The following is an 18677-nucleotide window of genomic DNA, read 5'->3' on the forward strand; positions in this document are numbered from 1 at the left end:
GCGCGTCACGGCCGGGTGGCGGCCGAGCCGTCGTAGACGTTGCCGGGGGTCACGACCGCGGTGATCGCGCGGGCGAGCAGGGTGGACGGCTCCTGGCCCCCGGACAGGACGTCCGTGTTGAGCATGAGCACCAGCGTGGCCCGCTGTGAGGGCAGGTAGACGGTCACGGTCTCGTAGCCCGGGATCGAGCCGTTGTGCCCGATCCAGCCGTTGGTCTCGAGGATGCCGAGGCCGTAGGTGGTGCCGGGGTAGCCGGTCGGCAGCGTCCTGAGCCGCTGCGCCTGGGTCTCGGGGCTGAGCAGCTCGCCGGTGGCGACGACCTTCGCCCAGCGGCGCAGGTCGTGCAGGTTCGAGATCATCGCCCCGGCCGCCCAGGCCCAGCTGGGGTTCCAGTTCGTGACGTCCTCGACCTCGCCGCTGAGCGTCTGGTCGGTGTAGCCGCGCGGGTGCGGCTCGGGGAACTCGTCGTCCTGCGGGAACAGGGTGTGGTGCAGGCCGGCCGGACGGAGCACCCGCTCGTGGATGACGTCGGCGAGCTTCCGGCCGGTGACCTTCTCGATCACCAGGCCGAGCAGGACGAGGTTGGAGTTGGAGTACTGGAAGTCCTGGCCGGGCCCGAAGGTGTTCGGGTGCCGGAAGCCGTACGGGAGGACCTCCCGGGGGCTGAAGTAGCGCTCCGGGTCGCTCAGCAGATCGTGGGTGAAGTCGGCGTCGGCGGTGTACGGGAACAGGCCGCTGCGCATCCCGGCGAGCTGACGCAGCGTGATCCGGTGTCCGTCGGGCACGCCCTTGACGTACTTGGCGATCGGGTCGTCCAGCCCGATCCGGCCCTCGTCGACGAGCTCGAGCAGTGCGGTGACCGTGAAGGTCTTGGTCTCGCTGCCGATGCGGACGTAGGAGTCTACGGCCATCGGCTCGCGGGTGACCGTGTCGGCCACACCGGTCGCGCGGACGTAGCTGCCCTTGCCCGGCATCCACAGTCCGACGACGACGCCGGGGATGCCGGCCTCCTCGCGGACCTCCGCGATGGCCCGGTCCAGTCGTGCGGTGAGCTCGGGGCCGAGGCCGTGGCGGGGGAAGTCGTCCTGGTCGTGGCGGGCGATGCCGGTCGCGGGGGCGGCCGTGGCGGGCATCGTCGCCATCGGAGCCAGCACGGACGCCACGAGCAGTGCCGCGGCGAGCAGTCGGCGGGAGGGAGTACGTCGCATGAGGGGGGCGCCTCTTCCGGAGGGGCGAGGGGGCGGGTCGGGATGATCATCACCACGCGGATCCCGGGCGGGGTCTCCTGGCGGTCCGCCGGCCGGAGGAGTCCACTCGTTCGGAGCCGCGCGGGCCGTCCCTCGGGAAGATCCACGCCTCCGGCACGGTTGGTAGAAGCGTGAACAACACACGCGAGGTCGAGGTAGTCGTCATAGGCGCTGGTCAGGCCGGTCTGGCCGGCGCCTATCACCTGCGGCGATCCGGTTTCGAGCCGGACCGCGACTTCGTCGTGCTCGACCACTCCCCCGGTCCCGGCGGCGCCTGGCAGTTCCGCTGGCCGTCGCTGACGTACGGCAAGGTGCACGGGATGCACGCGCTGCCGGGGATGGAGCTCACCGACGCGGATCCGGCCCGCCCGTCCGCCGAGGTGATCAGCGACTACTTCGACCGGTACGAGAAGGCCTTCGACCTGCGGGTGCGGCGCCCCGTGGACGTACGGGCCGTGCGCGAGGGGCCCGGCGGGCGGCTGCTGGTGGAGACCTCGAAGGGCGTGTGGTCGACGCGGGCGCTGATCAACGCGACCGGTACCTGGGACCGGCCGTTCTGGCCGCGCTACCCGGGCCAGGAGACCTTCCGGGGGCGGCAGTTGCACACCGCGCAGTACCCCGGGCCGGAGGAGTTCGCCGGGCAGCGGGTCGTCGTGGTGGGCGGTGGCGCCTCGGGCACCCAGCACCTGCTGGAGATCGCCTCGTACGCGGCGGCCACCACCTGGGTGACCCGGCGTCCGCCCGTCTTCCGTGAGGGCCCGTTCGACGAGGACGCGGGCCGGGCGGCCGTCGCGCTCGTCGAGGAACGGGTGCGGCAGGGGCTGCCGCCCATGAGTGTCGTCTCGGTCACCGGGCTGCCGCTCAACGACGCGGTCCGCCAGGGCATCGAGGACGGGGTGCTCGACCGGCAGCCGATGTTCGACCGCGTCACGCCCACGGGAGTGGACTGGCAGGACGGGCGACACGTCGACGCCGACGTCATCCTCTGGGCCACCGGCTTCCGCGCCGCCATCGACCACCTCGCCCCGCTCCGGCTGCGCGCCCCGGGCGGCGGCATCCGCATGGAGGGCACGCACGCGGCCGCCGACCCTCGCGTCCACCTCGTCGGCTACGGCCCGTCGGCCAGCACCATCGGCGCCAACCGCGCCGGCCGCGCGGCCGTCCGCGACATCAGGCGACTGCTGGCGCGGGAGCCGGTCGCCGCGTGACGCCCGGGTGGGTCATCCGGCCGCCCGCGCGCCCTCCTTCTTCCGGTGCGTGTTGAACTCCGCGACGTTCCGCTGGTGTTCCGCGTAGTCCGCCGTGAAGCGGGTGTCGCCCGGCCTGACCGTGACGAAGTAGAGCCAGTCGCCCGGGGGTGGGTTGATGGCCGCGCGCATCGCCTCCTCGCCGGGGTTGTCGATGGGGGTGGGGGGCAGGCCCATGCGCTGGTACGAGTTGTAGGGGCTGTCGATCCGCGTGTCATTCGTCGTCGTCCGCACGGTGGAGCGGCCCAGCGCGTAGTTGATGGTGGAGTCCATCTGGAGCGGCATACCGCGTTCGAGCCGGTTGAAGACGACCCGGGCGACCTTGCCCATGTCGGCCCTGGTGGCCGCCTCCGCCTGGACGATGCTCGCGATGGTGACGGCCTGATAGACGTTCATGGCGTTGCGCTGCGCCCCCGCGGCGATGGGCGCGCCGTTGAACTTCTCGTTCGCGGTGTCGACCATCAGCGCCAGGAGCTTCTCCGGGGCCGTCTTCTCCTGGAGCGGATAGGTCGCCGGGAAGAGGTAGCCCTCCGGGTTGCCCTCGGCGTCGTTCGGCAGCTTGAGGGCGGCCTTCGCCAGGGACTTCTTCGTGCTGCCGGGAGGCAGGGCGAGGGCCTTGTCGACGGCGGCGTAGACCTGGCTCGCGCGCCAGCCCTCCGGGATCACCAGGGTCGTGGGCCGGCCGTCCTCCTCGGGCGCCAGGGTCAGCAGCGGCACCGCCACGGCGGTACCGACCACGACGGCTCCGGTCGCGACGAGGGCGATCCGGCCCCGGCGCGTCAGTCGAATCGTGCTCCGTGGCGGAGTGTTCTTCTGCATGCGGGCACGGTAACCCGCATATCGTCATAAACCCGGCATATTTTCATCTTGTCGGTTCCAGTTGGGCGTCCCGGCGTACCAGCGCCGCGTACCGGCCGTGCCGCTCCAGCAGTTCCTCGTGCGTACCGAGTTCGACGGCGCGCCCCGAGTCGAGGACCACGATCTGGTCGGCGCCCCGGACCGTGGACAGCCGGTGGGCGATGGTGAGCGTGGTGCGGTTCGCCGACAGCGCGTCGATGGCGTCCTGCACGGCCGCCTCGGTCCGGGTGTCCAGCGCGCTGGTGGCTTCGTCGAGGATGAGGACCGGCGGGTCGCGCAGGATCGTGCGGGCGATGGCCAGGCGCTGCTTCTCGCCGCCGGAGAAACGGTGGCCGCGCTCGCCGACGACGGTGTCGTAGCCGTCGGGCAGGGCGGCGATGTGGTCGTGGATCTGCGCCGCCTTCGCCGCCTGGTGGAGTTCCTCGTCGGTGGCGTCGGGCTTGGCGAAGCGCAGGTTGTCGGCGACCGAGGCGTGGAAGAGGTACGTCTCCTGCGAGACGACGCCGACCGCGCGCGCCAGGGTGCCGAAGTCGAGGTCGCGGACGTCGACCCCGTCTAGGGTGACGCGGCCGCCCGTCACGTCGTAGAGGCGGGGCACCAGGTAGCCGAGCGTGGACTTGCCGGCGCCGGTGGGCCCGACGATCGCGAGGCTGCCGCCGGCCGGGACGGTGAGGTCGATGCCGTCGAGGACGGGGCCGCCCTTGTCGTCGTAGCCGAAGGAGACGTCCTCGAAGCGGACCTCGCCCTTGACCCGGTCGAGGCGGACCGGGTCCGCGCGCTCGGTGATGTCGATCGGCAGGTCGAGGTACTCGAAGATCCGCTGGAAGAGGGCGAGCGAGGTCTGGATCTGCACGCCGGTCGACAGCAGGCTCACGGCCGGGCGGAACAGGCCCTGCTGGAGCGAGACGAAGGCGACGATCGTGCCGAGGGAGACCTCGGGGCCGCCCAGCTGGAGGGCCATGCCGGCGGTCCAGTAGATGACGGCGGGCAGGGCGGCCATGACGATCGTGATGACGGCCATGCGCCAGCGACCGGCCATGTTGGACCGGACCTCCAGGTCGACGAGCTCCTCCGACTCGTCGGCGAAGGACTTGGTCAGCGAGTCGGAGCGGCCCATCGTGCGGCCGAGCAGGATGCCGCTGACGGAGAGCGACTCGGTGACCGTGGCCGCCATGGCGGCCATCTGCTTCTGGCGCTGGGTGGTGATCTTCCGGCGTTCGTCGCCGACGCGGCGGCTGATCCACACGAACACCGGCAGCAACAGCAGCGAGACGACGGTCAGGCGCCAGTCGAGGACGACCATCGCGACGATCGTGGCGACCACGCTGGTGAGGTTGGAGACCAGGGAGGTCGCGGTGGAGGTGACGGTGGCCTGCATGCCGCCGATGTCGTTGGCGATGCGGGACTGCACCTCGCCCGTGCGCGTGCGCGTGAAGAAGGCGAGGGACATGCGCTGGAGGCGGCCGTAGACGGCAGTGCGCAGGTCGTGCATGACGCGCTGGCCGACCGTCGTGGAGATCAGCGTCTGGAGGACACCGAAGACGCTGGTGAGGACGGCGCTGAGGATCATGCCGAGGGCGAGCAGGCTGAGCAGGCCCGTACGCCCCTGCGGGATCGCGACGTCGAGGATCTCCTTCAGCAGGAAGGGCGTGGCGACCGAGACCAGCGACGCGGCGCCGACCAGCAGGCCGACGATCGCGAGGCGGCCCCGGTAGGGGCGGAAGAGCCTGAGGATGCGGCGGACCTGCCGGGGCTCTTCCTTCGAGTCGGCGGGTGCGGTCCAGGAGGCTTCGTGATCGGGGTGCATGGGCTCCTTCGAGAGGGCGGTACGGCCGGGGCGAGGGCGGCGAATCGGATCGTAGCTCATTGTTACCTATACTCACAATGAACATCATCCTGATATTGTTCCCGCATGACCTCCCCCGACTCCGACGGCCTGCTGGCCGAGCAGCTGCTGCGGCTCACCCGCCGGGTGCACCGCATCCAGAAGCGCCATCTGGAGCATCGCGACCTCGGCATCACACCGGCCCAGTCCCGGCTGCTGCGCACCCTCGCGCACTGGGGGTCGCCGCCGCGCATGGCCGACCTGGCCGAGCGCCTGGAGGTGGTGCCCCGGGCCGTGACCACGCTGGTCGACGGGCTGGAGGCGAGCGGCAAGGTACGCCGGGTCCCGGATCCGGTGAACCGGCGGGTGATCCGCATCGAGCTCACGGACGACGGCCGCAAGGCGCTGGGCGAACTGCGGGCGGCGCGCAGGTCGGCCGCCGAGGAGATCCTCGCGCCGCTGACGGAGGAACAGCGCGAGGCGCTCGGAGGGTTGCTGAACACGCTGATCGACGGGGCGCCGGCGCGGTCCTGCTGACACCCGGGAGGGCGGTCCGGGGTCTGTCGTTCGGATCGGGCCGCGGACGCGGGGACTGATCCGCCGGGCAGGCCCCTAGGGGGTGTCCGCAAAGTCCCGCCTGCCTCGCGACGTCCGGCACGCCCTCTCGCCGCACCGGACGAACACCCACGTACAACCAGTACGCGGGCGTCCGCCCGGCACTCCCCCAGCCTTCGGCCGGGGGGACCCCCAGAGCACGCACCGAACGCCGCGAGGCCCGCCCTCCGGGCGGACGACGGGACTTCGCGAACACCCCCTAGACTCCCGCCATGATCGCCGATCTTCAGTGCGTGGTGCTGGACTGCCCCGCTCCATCGGAACTCGCCGGCTTCTACCAGTCGCTCCTCGGCGGCGTCGTCAACCAGCCGGACCGGCGGTGGTCCCTGGACGAGGACTGGGCGACGCTGCACACGCCGTCCGGGTTCGTGCTGGCCTTCCAGCGCGTGGCGGATTACCGGCCGCCGCGGTGGCCGGATCCCGCCCGGCCGCAGCAGTTCCACCTGGACTTCGGCGTGGCGGACCTGGATCGCGCGCAGGAGCAGGTGCTGGCCGGGGGCGCCGAGGTGCTGGACGCCGGTGCGGACGGGCGGAGTTGGCGGGTGTACGCGGACCCGGCGGGGCATCCCTTCTGCCTGGTGCGTCACTGAACACACGAAGAGCCGCGGTCACCGCCCGCGTGTTCCGGGCTGTGACCGCGGCTCACTCGCCTGCCGCCGTCAACCGGCGTCGGCGACGGTCTCCTTGGTCTTCTGGGCCGGAACCTCCGCCGGAACGGGCTCGTCGCCGCCCTCCGGGTCCTCGGCCGCCGTTTCGCCGTCCAGCACCTTCTTGGCCCGCTCGATGTCCAGCGCGCCTTCCCAGCGGGACACCGCGAACACGGCGACGCAGTTGCCCAGCAGGTTCGTGACGACGCGCATCGAGTCCATGATGCGGTCCACGCCGAGCAGCAGGGCGACGGCTCCGGCCGGAATGGCGCCCAGGGACGAGGCCGTCGCGGACAGGGCGAGGAACGCGGAACCGGGGATGCCCGCCATGCCCTTGCTGGTCAGCATCAGCACCAGGACCACGGTGATCTGCTGGTCCAGACTCAGATCCACGCCCACGGCCTGGGCTATGAACAGCGTGCCGATGGACAGGTAGAGCGAGGCGCCGTCGAGGTTGAAGGAGTAGCCCGTGGGCAGCACCAGACCCACCGCGTCGTCGCGGGCACCGGCCCGGCGCAGCTTCTGCATCACGCGCGGCATGACCGACTCGGTGGACGCCGTGCCGAGCGCGAGCAGCATCTCCTCACGGATGTAGCGCAGGAACTTCCAGAGGCTGAGCCCGGTGACCATCCGCAGGGCGACGGCGAGCAACGCGACGAACAGCGCGGCCGCCACGTAGCAGAGCACGATGAGCTTGGCGTACGTCTTCATCACGCCCAGCCCGTAGTTGCCGACCAGATGGGCCATCGCGCCGAACACCGCGATCGGGGCCAGCCGCATGATGAAGCCGACGACCGTGAAGATCACTTCCTGGGCCTGGTCGATGGCGGGCAGGATCTTCGGCACCTTGGTGTGCCCGAGGTGCAGCAGGGCGGCACCCACCAGGCAGGCCAGGATGAGGACTTGGAGCAGTTCGTTCTCGGCGAAGGCGCCGACGAAGCTCTCGGGCAGCGCGTTGAGGACGAACTCGGTCGTCGAGGGCAGTTGCCCACCGCCCGTCGTCTGGTTCACCGCGGCGGCGTCCAGCGAGGCGGGGTCGACGTTCATGCCCTTGCCGGGCCCGACGACGTTGGCGGCGACGAGGCCGATGACCAGGGCGGCGGTGGAGGCGACCTCGAACCAGATGAGGGCCTTGACGCCGATCCGGCCGAACGCCTTCAGGTCACCGGCCTTGGCGATGCCGACGACGACCACGCAGAACACCAGTGGCGAGATCACCGTCTTGATGAGCCGGGTGAAACCGTCGCCGAGCGGCTGGAAAGCCGTGGCCGTGTCCGGCCACAGCTTCCCGACGACGATTCCCAGGACGAGCGCGCAGAGAACCTGCGCGAAGAGTGAGGTACGCAGGGTGCGTGCGACGCGCCGCGGCAGGGACGGTACGGACGGTGGCACGAGGCCTCCCAGGGGGGACGGGTCACACAGAAGCCGGAGGGGACTTCTGCGATATGGAAAGCGGTTTCCGTAGCCGTACACTCTGGAGGCCGTCTTGATCGCGCACAAGACCGCAACGTTTCAGCCAGGTAAAAACGCCCTGAGTGGCGCGTGTCACACAGGTCACGCCGGCCCCCTCAGCAACGGCGACGGTCCCCCGTGAGCACCCCCTGCGCAGTGGTCAGCGTGCGGTCGTAGCAACCGTGCGAGCCGTACAGCCGGTAGCGCTCACTCGTCGCGCCGACCGCGTGCCGCTGATCGCGGGGCACGTTCGCCGTGTACGTGGCGTCGCCCGTGTAGGAGTCGTCGAGCCGTGACCACGCCGTACGGCGGCCGCCGCGCGTCTCGACGGCCGTGGCGCGGTCGCCGAGGGTCAGCACGGTGCGCAGCCGGTCGCCCGCGCCGAGGGTGGTCGTGCCGTCCATCGTGTAGGTCCGGTCGGTGCGGGTGGTGTGGGCCGGTCCGCGTCCGTCGACGGTCACCGACTCGTCGTCGGTCCAGGCGGCCTTGAGGGCGTCGGTCGTCTCGCCGTCCACCCAGCGGTGCTCGGAGGAGTTGGCGAGCGAACGGCTCACAGTGGTCGTGACACGGCCGTGCGAGGTGTCGACGTATCCGGCGACGGTCAGCCGGTGGGCGCCCTCGGTGTCGACCCGGTGCTCCGAACCTGGCGTATACGAAGAGGAGTTGGCGAGGTCGCCCGCCTTGTGCACGGTGAGCTTCCCGGGCACGTGGGCGCGCTGCTCGTCCTGCCAGACGAGGACGTTCACGGGGGTGCTCCAGCCGGTCTGTCCCTCGGGCACGCCGACGACCGAGACCTCGACGCGGTGCGGGCGGCCGTCGTTGAGGAGCCCGGCGAAGGGGGTGAGGTCGTAGCTGATCGGCTTGATGTCGAAGGCGCGCGGGCCCGGGATCACGTACCAGAGGAACGGGTTGGACCAGCCGCCGGTCCACACGGTGGGGAACGGTGCGGCGATGCCCGCGAGCCGGCCGTCCACGCGGATCTGCACCTCGCGGTAGGGGCCTTGGCCCGCCTTGCAGGAGTACGGCGCCGGGTCGGGCACCGTCAGGTACCAGTACTCCTCGCAGCCGCCGCCGGAGCCGGTGGCGTACACCTCGGCGACGACGCGTTCGCTGTTGCGCGGCGTCGTGAGGGTGGTCGCGCCGTCGGTTCCCTGGTCGAGCGTGAGGACCCGGTCGGGGATCTTCCCGTCGGGGCGGCCCGGGTGGAACGTCAGCGTGACCTTGACGTCGAGGACACCCGTGTAGGTGTCGTCGACGACGTTCCCGATGAGCATCTCGACGTCCTGGCGGCCACGGAAGGTGTCGCTGTAGCGGGTGACGTCCTTCTCCACCGACCACTCGATGCCGTCGGGCGAGGGCTGCGGTGTCGAGGTACGGAAGATCTCGACCCCGCCGACGTGCAGGTAGCCGAGCCGGTCGTACTGGCGCCCCTTGACCTTGCCGTCGAGCCGCAGCACCACCTTGCTCCAGCGGTCGCCGCAGCCGCCGGGCGGGGTGTAGGTGCCCCGGTACGGGGTGAAGTCGCGGAACTGCGCCTGGGCCAGGGTGACTTCGCACGATCTGCCGCCGGGCTTCGCGAGGGGCGGGGCGGCCGTGACCGGGTCGTGCCAGTCGGTGCCGAACTCGGCGGGGACGTCGGCCGCGCGGGCGGGACCGGCCCCGAGGAGGGTGCTCGCCAGGAGGGTAGCTCCGGCAAGCATGGACATGACGATCCGTCTCTTCATGGGCGGTGTTCTACGGGGAGTCCGCCGCATCCGCAATGAGCACCTGCCCGCCGCGCAGCCCTGTTCCCACCCCTGTCGGCGGGTTCCGTTCGGTGGGTCGAAAACCGGTTGCCTCCGAACACGTGGCGAAGCGAACCTGTCACGGTTTGCTGCCCTCGGCCGGACCCCCATCCCCCGATCCCGCCATCCCCCCATCCTCCCTCCCTCATCCCCCATTCCCCCTGACACGAGCCACTGGGACGTCATGCAGATTCAAGACCTTCCGTACCCCGACCCGGGCGTGCCGGACGCGCGTTCGGGTCCCCGATTCCTGTGGTGGCTCTTCCGGAATCAGCTGGACGGGCAGCTCAAGTCACTGGCCTGGGGGCTGCTGCACTTCGCCTCCGTCGCCGCGCTGCCGTTCTGCGTCGGTGTCGCCGTACAGGCCGTCGTCGACCGCTCCGGCGAGCAACTCGCCCTGGCGGGTGGCCTGCTGGCGCTGGCCTGCGTCGGCAACGCGGTCGGCGACACCTTCCTGCACCGCACCGCCGTCACCAACTGGATCACGGCGGCCGCCCGCGTCCAGCAGCTGCTCGCCCGCAAGGCCGCCCAGTTGGGCTCGGCGCTGACCCGGCGCGTCGCGGCAGGTGAGGTCGTGGCGGTCTCCACGGGTGACGTCGAGAAGATCGGCTGGTTCGTGGAGGCCTGGTCGCGGTTCACCGCCGCACTGGTCACCATCGTGCTGGTCTGCGCCGCTCTGCTCGTCTACCAGCCCGCGCTCGGCGTCGTCGTCGCCGTGGGGCTGCCCGTGCTGGCGCTCGCCGTGCTCCCCCTGCTGCCCCGCGCCACCCAGCGCGCCGACGTCCAGCGCGAGAAGGCCGGACGCGCCACCGAACTCGCCTCGGACACCGTCGCCGGTCTGCGCGTGCTGCGCGGCATCGGCGGTGAGGAACTGTTCCTCGACCGCTACCGCCGCGCCTCCCAGGAGGTCCGGCACGCGGCGGTGCGCAGCGCCCGGATGTGGTCCCTGATCTCCGCGATCCAGGTCCTGCTGCCGGGACTGCTGCTGATCGCCGTCGTCTGGTATGGCGTGCACCTGGCGCGCCAGGGCCGCATCGCCGTCGGTGAACTGGTCACCGTCTACAGCTCGGTGATGGTCCTCACCTATCCGCTGCGGCACTTCGAGGAGATCGCCATGGCGTACTCCTTCTCCCGGCCGTCCGCCAAACGCGCCGCGGGCGTGCTGGCGCTGGAGCGGGCCACGGACACCGCCGGGTCGCGCGAGGCCGGCCTCCCCTCCGGAGACCTGTACGACCCGGACACCGGGCTGCTCGCGAGCGCCGGCCTGCTCACCGCCGTGGTGTGCGGCGACCCGGACACGGCGGGCAGGCTGGCGGAACGGCTGGGCGGACACCCGCCGCAGGAGGGCACGTCAGTGCTGCTGGGCGGCGTGCCGCTCGACGAACTCCCGCTGGACTGTGCCCGTACGGCCGTCCTGGTCCAGGACAAGGACCCGGTGTTGCTCTCCGGCTCGCTGCGGGAACTGCTCGACGTACCCGCGTCGGGCGCCGTAGAACCGCGGGCGGCGCTGGCCGCCGCGCAGTGCGACGACGTGCTGGCGGCGCTGGTGCAGGGCTCGGTGGACGCCGCCGACCCCATGGACGCCCGGATCACCGAACGCGGCCGGTCCCTGTCCGGCGGCCAGCGCCAGCGCCTCGCGCTCGCCCGGTCGCTGATCACGGATCCGGAGGTGCTCGTCCTGGACGAGCCGACCTCGGCCGTCGACTCGCACACCGAGGCACGGATCGCACAGGGCGTGCGGGAGCTGCGCGCGGGGCGCACGACCGTGGTGTTCACCTCCTCGCCGCTGCTGCTGGACCGCGCCGACCGGGTCGTGTTCCTGCACGACGGCGAGGTCGTGGCGACCGGCACGCATCGCGAACTGCTGCACACCGAGCCCCGCTACCGGGCGGTGGTCACCCGCGAGACGGACGACGAGGTCGCGCTGACCGGTTCCGTCGCCCTGAAGGACGTCCTGCACGAACTGGAAGAGATCGAGGAGAAGGCATGATCGGCGTGGCGCCACCGGCGTACGACCCGGCGGCCCCGACGACGGCGAACACCCTGCCGGTCGGTGCCCCCACGACCGTCCGCGCCTACGTGGCCGAACTGCTGCGCCGGCACCGCCGGGCGTTCTTGCTGCTCGTCGTCGTGAACACGGTCGCCGTCGTCGCCTCGATGGCCGGTCCCTGGCTGCTGGGCGGAGTCGTGGAACGGGTGTCCGACGGGGCGCAGGACCTGCGGCTGGAACTCACCGCGGGGCTGTTCGTGGCGGCGCTGACCGTCCAGGCCCTGTTCGTCCGCCAGGTGCGGCTGCGGGGCGCGATGCTGGGCGAGCGGATGCTGGCCGACCTGCGCGAGGACTTCCTCGTACGGTCGGTCGGGCTGCCGCCCGGCGTGCTGGAGCGGGCCGGGACCGGCGATCTGCTGTCGCGGATCACCACGGACATCGACCGGCTGGCCAACGCCATGCGCGAGGCCGTGCCGCAACTGGCGATCGGCGTGGTGTGGGTGGTGCTGCTGATGGGCGGGCTGGTCGTCACGGCACCGCCGCTGGCGCTCGCCGTGCTGCTCGCCCTGCCGCTGCTGATCACCGGCTGCCGCTGGTACTTCCGGCGGGCACCGGCGGCCTACCGCTCGGAGTCCGCCGGGTACGCCGCCGTGGCCGCCGCGCTCGCCGAGACCGTGGACGCCGGGCGCACCGTCGAGGCGCACCGCCTCGGCGACCGGCGCGTCGCGCTGTCGGAGCGCCGGATCCGGGAGTGGACGGCCTGGGAGCGCTACACGATGTGGCTGCGGTCGGTGCTCTTCCCGGTCGTCAACGTCACCCACGTCACCGTGCTCGCCTCGGTCCTCCTGCTCGGCGGCGTGTTCGCCCTGCGCGGCTGGATCGACGTCGGCCAGCTCACGACGGGGGCGCTGATCGCCCAGATGCTCGTCGACCCGGTGGGCATGATCCTGCGCTGGTACGACGAGCTCCAGGTGGCCCAGGTGTCGCTGGCCCGGCTCGTCGGCGTCCGGGACATCGAGCCGGACGCCGGCGACCCCTCCGTGTCCCCCGACGGACGCCATGTGCACGCCGACCGGGTGCACTTCGGCTATGTGGAGGGGGTGGACGTCCTGCGCAAGGTGTCCCTGGAGGTCTCCCCCGGCACGCGGCTGGCCCTGGTCGGCCCCTCGGGTGCGGGCAAGTCGACGCTGGGCCGGCTGCTCGCCGGGATCTACACGCCCCGGGACGGGCGGATCACCCTGGGAAGCGCCGAGCTGTCCCGGATGCCGGCGGAACGCGTCCGCGCGCACGTCGCCCTCGTCAACCAGGAGCACCACGTCTTCGTGGGCTCCCTGCGCGACAATCTCCGGCTCGCCCGGACCGGCGCCGGCGACGCCGAGCTGTGGGCGGCGCTCGGCGCGGTCGACGCGGACGGCTGGGCCCGGGCACTGGACGACGGCCTGGACACCGAGGTCGGGTCGGGCGGCCTGACGCTCACCCCCGCCCAGGCCCAGCAGATCGCCCTGGCCCGCCTGGTGCTGGCGGACCCGCACACCCTGGTCCTGGACGAGGCGACGTCCCTGCTTGACCCACGCGCCGCCCGCCACCTGGAACGATCCCTGGCCAAGGTCCTCGACGGCCGCACGGTCGTCGCCATCGCCCACCGCCTCCACACCGCCCACGACGCCGACGTCATCGCCGTCGTCGAGAACGGCCGCATCAGCGAACTGGGCAGCCACGAGGAACTGGTGGCGGCGGACGGGGCGTACGCGGCGTTGTGGAGGTCGTGGCACGGCTGACAGCCGGTGACAACGGTGCCGACGCTGCCAGGGACGTCGTGAGACGCGGAGCCTCGGCGGGCCTGGCCGGGGCGACACGGTGTCCCGAACGACTGGTTCTCTGAGCGGGGCCGGATTGGGTGGGGCCGGACCGGGAGGGACCGGGCCAGGCGGGCCCGGAGCGGGAGGGGACCGGACCAGGCGTGCGCGGACCGAGAGGGGACCGGACCAGGAGGGACCGGGCCAGGCGGGCCCGGAGCGGGAGGGGACCGGACCAGGCGTGCGCGGACCGAGAGGGGACCGGACCAGGAGGGACCCAACCAGACGGGCCCGGAGCGGGTAGGGGACCGGACCAGGCGTGCGCGGACCGAGAGGGGACCGGACCAGGAGGGGCCCCACCAGGCGGGACCGGACCACGCGAGGAGTGTCCAGTCCGGGAGGGTCCGGTCCCGCCCATGGCCCGGCTCCGCTGGGTCCGGCACCTGGGTCGGACCCGCCTTCCGGACGGCCCCGCCCCGTGGGCCCGCTTCCGGGCGCCGCCTCCCCCAGGGGGTCACCTCCCCCAGGGGGCATCTCCGGAGGTGACCCGGGGCCGGCCCGGAACCGAGACCGGGGCCGAGTCGGAGCCGGGACAGGAGCCGAGACCGGGCCAGAGCCGGGACCGGGCCAGAGCCGGAGCCTGACCAGAGCCGAGCAGGAGCCGGGGCCGGGGCCGGGGCCGGACCAGAGGCGGGACCGGGCCGGGGCCGGGGCCGGGCCGTAGCCGAGGCCGGGGCACGGGCCGGGGCCCGGGTCTGCCCGTCCCCTGGCCGGTGACCGCCGGAGGCGTGCCGTGGCGTTGCGCGGTCCCGAGGCAGGGTGGAAGGCTGGAAACAGGCACCGGCTCGGGGGATCGCCCGGGAACCGCGGCAGCGGTCCGGCGGCGGGCGGCGTCAGTGCTCCATGTGGCGGCGGCCCGGCGCGGGCCCCGGTGTGAACGGGCCCGCCCCACCCCCTGGAGGTACCCGTGAAGAGCTCCGACGGCTGGGGCGATGACGTCTACCAGCCGGAACCATCCGAGCAGAGAGAGGACACGGGGCTGCTCGACGCCGAGGACACCCTGGAGTACGACGGCGTCGACGATCCCCTCGACCGGGGCTGGTCCCCTCCCGAGCGGCCCTGGGCCGTGGAGCACAGCGGCGTCACCGCGGCGGAGCGCCAGCGGGGCGAGACGCTGGACCAGCGGCTCGCCGAGGAGCTGCCGGAGCCCGTCGCCCCGGACGGTGACGGTCTCGGGGACTGCCAGGGCACCGACGGGGAACTCCTGGACAACGAGGTCGGCGCCGCCCGCTCCGGCCGGCTCGTGGCCCCCGACGAGGGCGCGCACGAGGACGAGGAGAGCGCGCTGGTCGCCATGGACGTGGGCATCGACGGCGCGGCGGCGTCGGCCGAGGAGGCAGCCGTGCACATCGTCGACGAGGACGTCCTGCCCGGCTGATCGCAGAACCGACCCGAGCCGCACGAGGAGCAGCCATGCAGCAGGACAAGCACCCCGACTACCACGCCGTCGTCTTCCGCGACCGGGCCGCCGGTTACGCCTTCCTGACCCGGTCCACCGCGACCAGCGACCAGACCATCGAGTGGGACGACGGCGAGACCTATCCGGTCGTGGACGTGGAGATCTCCTCGGAGAGCCACCCCTTCTACACGGGCAAGGCCCGCACGGTGGACTCGGAGGGCCGGGTCGCCGCGTTCGAGCGCCGGTACGGCGGCCGCTGAACCCTGTCCTCTCCTCCGGCTCGGCAGGTACTCGCTCAGATGACGTTGAGCGCCGCCGCGCAGCCCACCCCGCCGAGCAGCATGAACACCGGCATCAGCACCTTGAGCTCCACCCAGCTGCCCGCCCGGAACCGCATGAACTTCGGCGGCCCGACCGGGTACCAGCGCTTGCGCCCGACGGGGATCGGCCACAGGATCGGGCAGCCGGAGACGGTCAGCGCGTCCCCGATGTCGTGCACGATCGCGCCCAGCACGACCGGCAGCCCCAGCCACAGGTACTCCTGGCCCGGCTCCGTGAACAGCCAGTCCGCGCCGTTGCCCGGCTGGTCCAGCACACCCGCGAGGATCCACGCGGTGGCCGCGGCCAGCAGCCACACCAGGACCTCGCTGCTGGAGCCGCGCGTCGCCCGCCACAGGAGACCCTCGATGGCCAGGACCATGTGCACGAAGAGGATCGCCAGCACCCCCCAGCGGTCGCTGGTGATCGCCACGACCGAGGTGCCCGCACCGATCAGCACCGCCCACAGCCAGGTGTGTGTGAGCGTCCGGTGCCCGCCGGAGCGACGCGGGTCGCCCTGCTTCTTCGTTGCCTTGTAGACGGCGTACGACAGCTTGTCGACGATCTCGCACAGCCAGCGCGACACCGGTCCGAAGGACCGCGAGATGGTCGCCGCCTTGTGGTCGAGGTCCGGGGCGAGCGCGGCACCGGCGCAGACCAGGGCGCCGACGAGGAGGACCGGCCAGGGCATCGGGTGCCCGGCCGCGGCGGCCGCCGCACCGACGCCGAGCCAGGCGGCGCCGCCCGACAGTGAGTGTGCTGGTCCCATCATCGGCGCTGCCCGCCCCATTCCTCGTGTACCGCTGTCCAGTTGACCGGCGCGTGACATCCCGTCGGCGACACAGCGTAGCGTTCGCGATCTTCGTGCCCGCAGCCGATTCCCGCATCGGGCGGGAGGCCAGGCAAGATGGGGGCGTGACCCTCATCGATCAGCTGCCGCGGACCGCCGACCCCGACGCCCTGTACGAAGCCTTCGAGTCGTGGGCCGGTGAGCGGGGTCTCACGCTCTATCCCCACCAGGAGGAGGCGCTGATCGAGGTGGTCTCCGGCGCGAACGTGATCGTGTCGACGCCCACCGGTTCCGGCAAGAGCATGATCGCGGCGGGTGCGCACTTCGCCGCGCTGGCCCGGGACGAGGTCACCTTCTACACGGCCCCGATCAAGGCGCTGGTGTCGGAGAAGTTCTTCGAACTGTGCAAGATCTTCGGCACGGAGAACGTCGGCATGCTGACCGGCGACGCCTCCGTCAACTCCGACGCCCCCGTGATCTGCTGCACCGCCGAGGTACTCGCGTCGATCGCGCTGCGCGACGGCAAGCAGGCGGATGTCGGCCAGGTCGTGATGGACGAGTTCCACTTCTACGCGGAGGGCGACCGCGGCTGGGCCTGGCAGATCCCGATCCTGGAACTGCCGCAGGCGCAGTTCGTGCTGATGTCGGCGACGCTGGGCGACGTCTCCTTCTTCGAGAAGGACCTCACCCGCCGCACCGGCCGCCCGACCGCGGTGGTCCGCTCGGCGACCCGCCCTGTGCCCCTGTCGTACGAGTACCGCTACACCCCGCTCACGGAGACGCTCACCGACCTGCTGGCAGCCCGGCAGGCGCCCGTCTACATCGTGCACTTCACGCAGGCGCAGGCCGTGGAGCGGGCGCAGGCGCTGATGAGCATCAACATGTGCTCGCGCGAGGAGAAGGAACAGATCGCCGACCTCATCGGCAACTTCCGCTTCACCACGAAGTTCGGCCGCAACCTCTCCCGCTACGTCCGGCACGGCATCGGCGTCCATCACGCCGGCATGCTGCCCAAGTACCGCCGCCTGGTGGAGAAGCTCGCGCAGGCCGGCCTGCTGAAGGTCATCTGCGGCACGGACACGCTCGGCGTGGGCGTCAACGTCCCGATCCGGACGGTGCTGTTCACGGCCCTCACCAAGTACGACGGTACGCGCGTCCGCACCCTGCGCGCCCGGGAGTTCCACCAGATCGCGGGCCGTGCCGGGCGGGCCGGTTACGACACGGAGGGCTTCGTCGTCGCGCAGGCGCCCGAGCACGTCGTCGAGAACGAGAAGGCGCTCGCCAAGGCGGGCGACGATCCGAAGAAGCGCCGCAAGGTCGTCCGCAAGAAGGCGCCCGAGGGCTTCGTCGCGTGGTCGGAGCAGACTTTCGAGAAGCTCATCACCTCCGAACCGGAGCCGCTGACCTCCCGGTTCCGGGTGACGCACACGATGCTGCTGTCGGTGATCGCCCGCCCCGGCAACGCCTTCGAGGCGATGCGCCACCTGCTGGAGGACAACCACGAGCCGCGCAAGCAGCAACTGCGGCACATCCGCCGGGCCATCGCGATCTACCGCTCGCTGCTGGACGGCGGCATCGTCGAGAAGCTCGACGAGCCGGACGCGACCGGCCGCGTCGTCCGCCTCACCGTCGACCTCCAGCAGGACTTCGCGCTCAACCAGCCGCTGTCCACGTTCGCGCTGGCCGCGTTCGAGCTGCTGGATCCCGAATCGCCGTCGTACGCGCTCGACATGGTGTCCGTCGTGGAGTCGACCCTGGACGACCCGCGGCAGATCCTCGCCGCCCAGCAGAACAAGGCGCGCGGCGAGGCCGTCGCCGCGATGAAGGCGGACGGCGTCGAGTACGAGGAGCGCATGGAGCGCCTCCAGGACATCACGTATCCGAAGCCCCTGGAGGAGCTGCTCTTCCACGCGTACGACACCTACCGCAAGAGCCACCCCTGGGTCGGCGACCATCCGCTGTCGCCGAAGTCGGTCATCCGGGACATGTACGAACGGGCGCTGACCTTCACCGAATTGGTGTCCCACTACGAGCTGGCGCGCACCGAGGGCATCGTGCTGCGCTACCTGGCCAGCGCCTACAAGGCCCTCGACCACACGGTCCCCGACGACCTCAAGTCCGAGGACCTCCAGGATCTGATCGAGTGGCTGGGCGAGATGGTGCGCCAGGTCGACTCCAGCCTGCTGGACGAGTGGGAGCAGCTCGCCAACCCCGAGGTGATGACCGCCGAGGAAGCGCAGGAGAAGGCCGACGAGGTCAAGCCGGTCACGGCCAACGCGCGCGCCTTCCGCGTCCTGGTCCGCAACGCCATGTTCCGCCGGGTCGAGCTGGCCGCCCTAGACCAGGTCGAGGAGTTGGGCGAGATGGACGCGGAGTCCGGCTGGGACGCCGACGCGTGGGGCGAGGCGATGGACAAGTACTGGGACGAGTACGACGACCTCGGCACCGGCCCCGACGCCCGCGGCCCCAAGCTGCTGATCATCGAGGAGGAGCCGGAGAATGCCCTGTGGCGGGTCCGGCAGATCTTCCACGACCCGAACGGCGACCACGACTGGGGCATCAGCGCGGAGGTCGACCTGACCGCCTCGGACGCGGAGGGCCGAGCGATCGTCCGGGTCACCGACGTCGGCCAGCTGTGAACGGCCCGGC

14 protein-coding genes are annotated in these 18677 nt (G+C 71.8%); 8 read left to right on the plus strand and 6 right to left on the minus strand.

Features of this window, described 5'->3' with window-relative positions; all coding sequences use genetic code 11:
• Positions 1 to 5 precede the first annotated feature (5 nt).
• Positions 6 to 1208, minus strand: a complete 1203-nt coding sequence (locus tag QC385_RS02280; protein ID WP_279539533.1) for a serine hydrolase domain-containing protein — start codon at positions 1206 to 1208, stop codon at positions 6 to 8.
• 170 nt (positions 1209 to 1378) lie between these two features.
• On the opposite strand from QC385_RS02280, the gene QC385_RS02285 reads away from it, so the two are divergent.
• A complete protein-coding gene (locus tag QC385_RS02285) occupies positions 1379 to 2455 on the plus strand; it encodes an NAD(P)-binding domain-containing protein (RefSeq protein WP_279539534.1) in 1077 nt (358 codons plus the stop codon).
• 12 nt (positions 2456 to 2467) lie between these two features.
• On the opposite strand, the gene mltG is transcribed toward QC385_RS02285, so the two are convergent.
• A complete protein-coding gene (mltG, locus tag QC385_RS02290; RefSeq protein WP_279539535.1) occupies positions 2468 to 3313 on the minus strand; it encodes an endolytic transglycosylase MltG in 846 nt (281 codons plus the stop codon).
• Positions 3314 to 3356: 43 nt separating this feature from the next.
• Positions 3357 to 5159 (minus strand): ABC transporter ATP-binding protein, encoded by a 1803-nt coding sequence (locus tag QC385_RS02295; RefSeq protein WP_279539536.1) that lies wholly within the window; start codon positions 5157 to 5159, stop codon positions 3357 to 3359.
• A 105-nt stretch (positions 5160 to 5264) separates the two neighbouring features.
• Between QC385_RS02295 and QC385_RS02300 the strand changes: the two genes are divergently transcribed.
• Both QC385_RS02300 and QC385_RS02305 read left to right on the plus strand, forming a co-directional pair.
• Positions 5265 to 5714, plus strand: coding sequence for a MarR family winged helix-turn-helix transcriptional regulator (locus QC385_RS02300; protein ID WP_279539537.1), 450 nt, complete (start codon positions 5265 to 5267; stop codon positions 5712 to 5714).
• Positions 5715 to 6004: 290 nt separating this feature from the next.
• The gene (locus tag QC385_RS02305) at positions 6005 to 6382 is read left to right on the plus strand and encodes a VOC family protein (RefSeq protein WP_279539538.1); all 378 of its coding nucleotides are present in this window, start codon (positions 6005 to 6007) and stop codon (positions 6380 to 6382) included.
• Between the two features lie 69 nt (positions 6383 to 6451).
• Here QC385_RS02305 and QC385_RS02310 read toward each other — a convergent pair whose 3' ends face one another.
• Together QC385_RS02310 and QC385_RS02315 are read right to left on the minus strand one after the other, a co-directional pair.
• Entirely contained in the window at positions 6452 to 7831 is a 1380-nt protein-coding gene (locus tag QC385_RS02310) for a cation:dicarboxylate symporter family transporter (protein WP_279539539.1), read from the minus strand.
• Between the two features lie 176 nt (positions 7832 to 8007).
• Positions 8008 to 9615 (minus strand): peptide-N4-asparagine amidase, encoded by a 1608-nt coding sequence (locus QC385_RS02315; protein ID WP_279539540.1) that lies wholly within the window; start codon positions 9613 to 9615, stop codon positions 8008 to 8010.
• A 244-nt stretch (positions 9616 to 9859) separates the two neighbouring features.
• Between QC385_RS02315 and QC385_RS02320 the strand changes: the two genes are divergently transcribed.
• The 4 genes from QC385_RS02320 (at position 9860) to QC385_RS02335 (ending at position 15180) form a co-directional block, all read left to right on the plus strand.
• Positions 9860 to 11665, plus strand: a complete 1806-nt coding sequence (locus tag QC385_RS02320) for an ABC transporter ATP-binding protein (protein WP_279539541.1) — start codon at positions 9860 to 9862, stop codon at positions 11663 to 11665.
• Positions 11662 to 13443 carry an ABC transporter ATP-binding protein gene (locus QC385_RS02325; protein ID WP_279539542.1) on the plus strand — a complete coding sequence of 594 codons (1782 nt, stop codon included), beginning with the start codon at positions 11662 to 11664 and terminating at the stop codon, positions 13441 to 13443. Before QC385_RS02320 ends, QC385_RS02325 begins: the two co-directional genes overlap by 4 nt.
• Before the next feature lie 985 nt (positions 13444 to 14428).
• On the plus strand, positions 14429 to 14899 hold the full coding sequence (locus QC385_RS02330; RefSeq protein WP_279539543.1) for a DUF5709 domain-containing protein: 471 nt from the start codon (positions 14429 to 14431) through the stop codon (positions 14897 to 14899).
• A 35-nt stretch (positions 14900 to 14934) separates the two neighbouring features.
• Positions 14935 to 15180, plus strand: a complete 246-nt coding sequence (locus QC385_RS02335; protein WP_059418946.1) for a type B 50S ribosomal protein L31 — start codon at positions 14935 to 14937, stop codon at positions 15178 to 15180.
• A gap of 35 nt (positions 15181 to 15215) precedes the next feature.
• Here QC385_RS02335 and QC385_RS02340 read toward each other — a convergent pair whose 3' ends face one another.
• Entirely contained in the window at positions 15216 to 16010 is a 795-nt protein-coding gene (locus QC385_RS02340) for a metal-dependent hydrolase (protein WP_279539544.1), read from the minus strand.
• Positions 16011 to 16153: 143 nt separating this feature from the next.
• Between QC385_RS02340 and QC385_RS02345 the strand changes: the two genes are divergently transcribed.
• Positions 16154 to 18667 (plus strand): DEAD/DEAH box helicase, encoded by a 2514-nt coding sequence (locus QC385_RS02345; protein WP_279539545.1) that lies wholly within the window; start codon positions 16154 to 16156, stop codon positions 18665 to 18667.
• Positions 18668 to 18677: the final 10 nt, after the last annotated feature.

This window comes from Streptomyces sp. DH10 (genome assembly GCF_029813805.1).
GTDB lineage: Bacteria > Actinomycetota > Actinomycetes > Streptomycetales > Streptomycetaceae > Streptomyces > Streptomyces coeruleofuscus.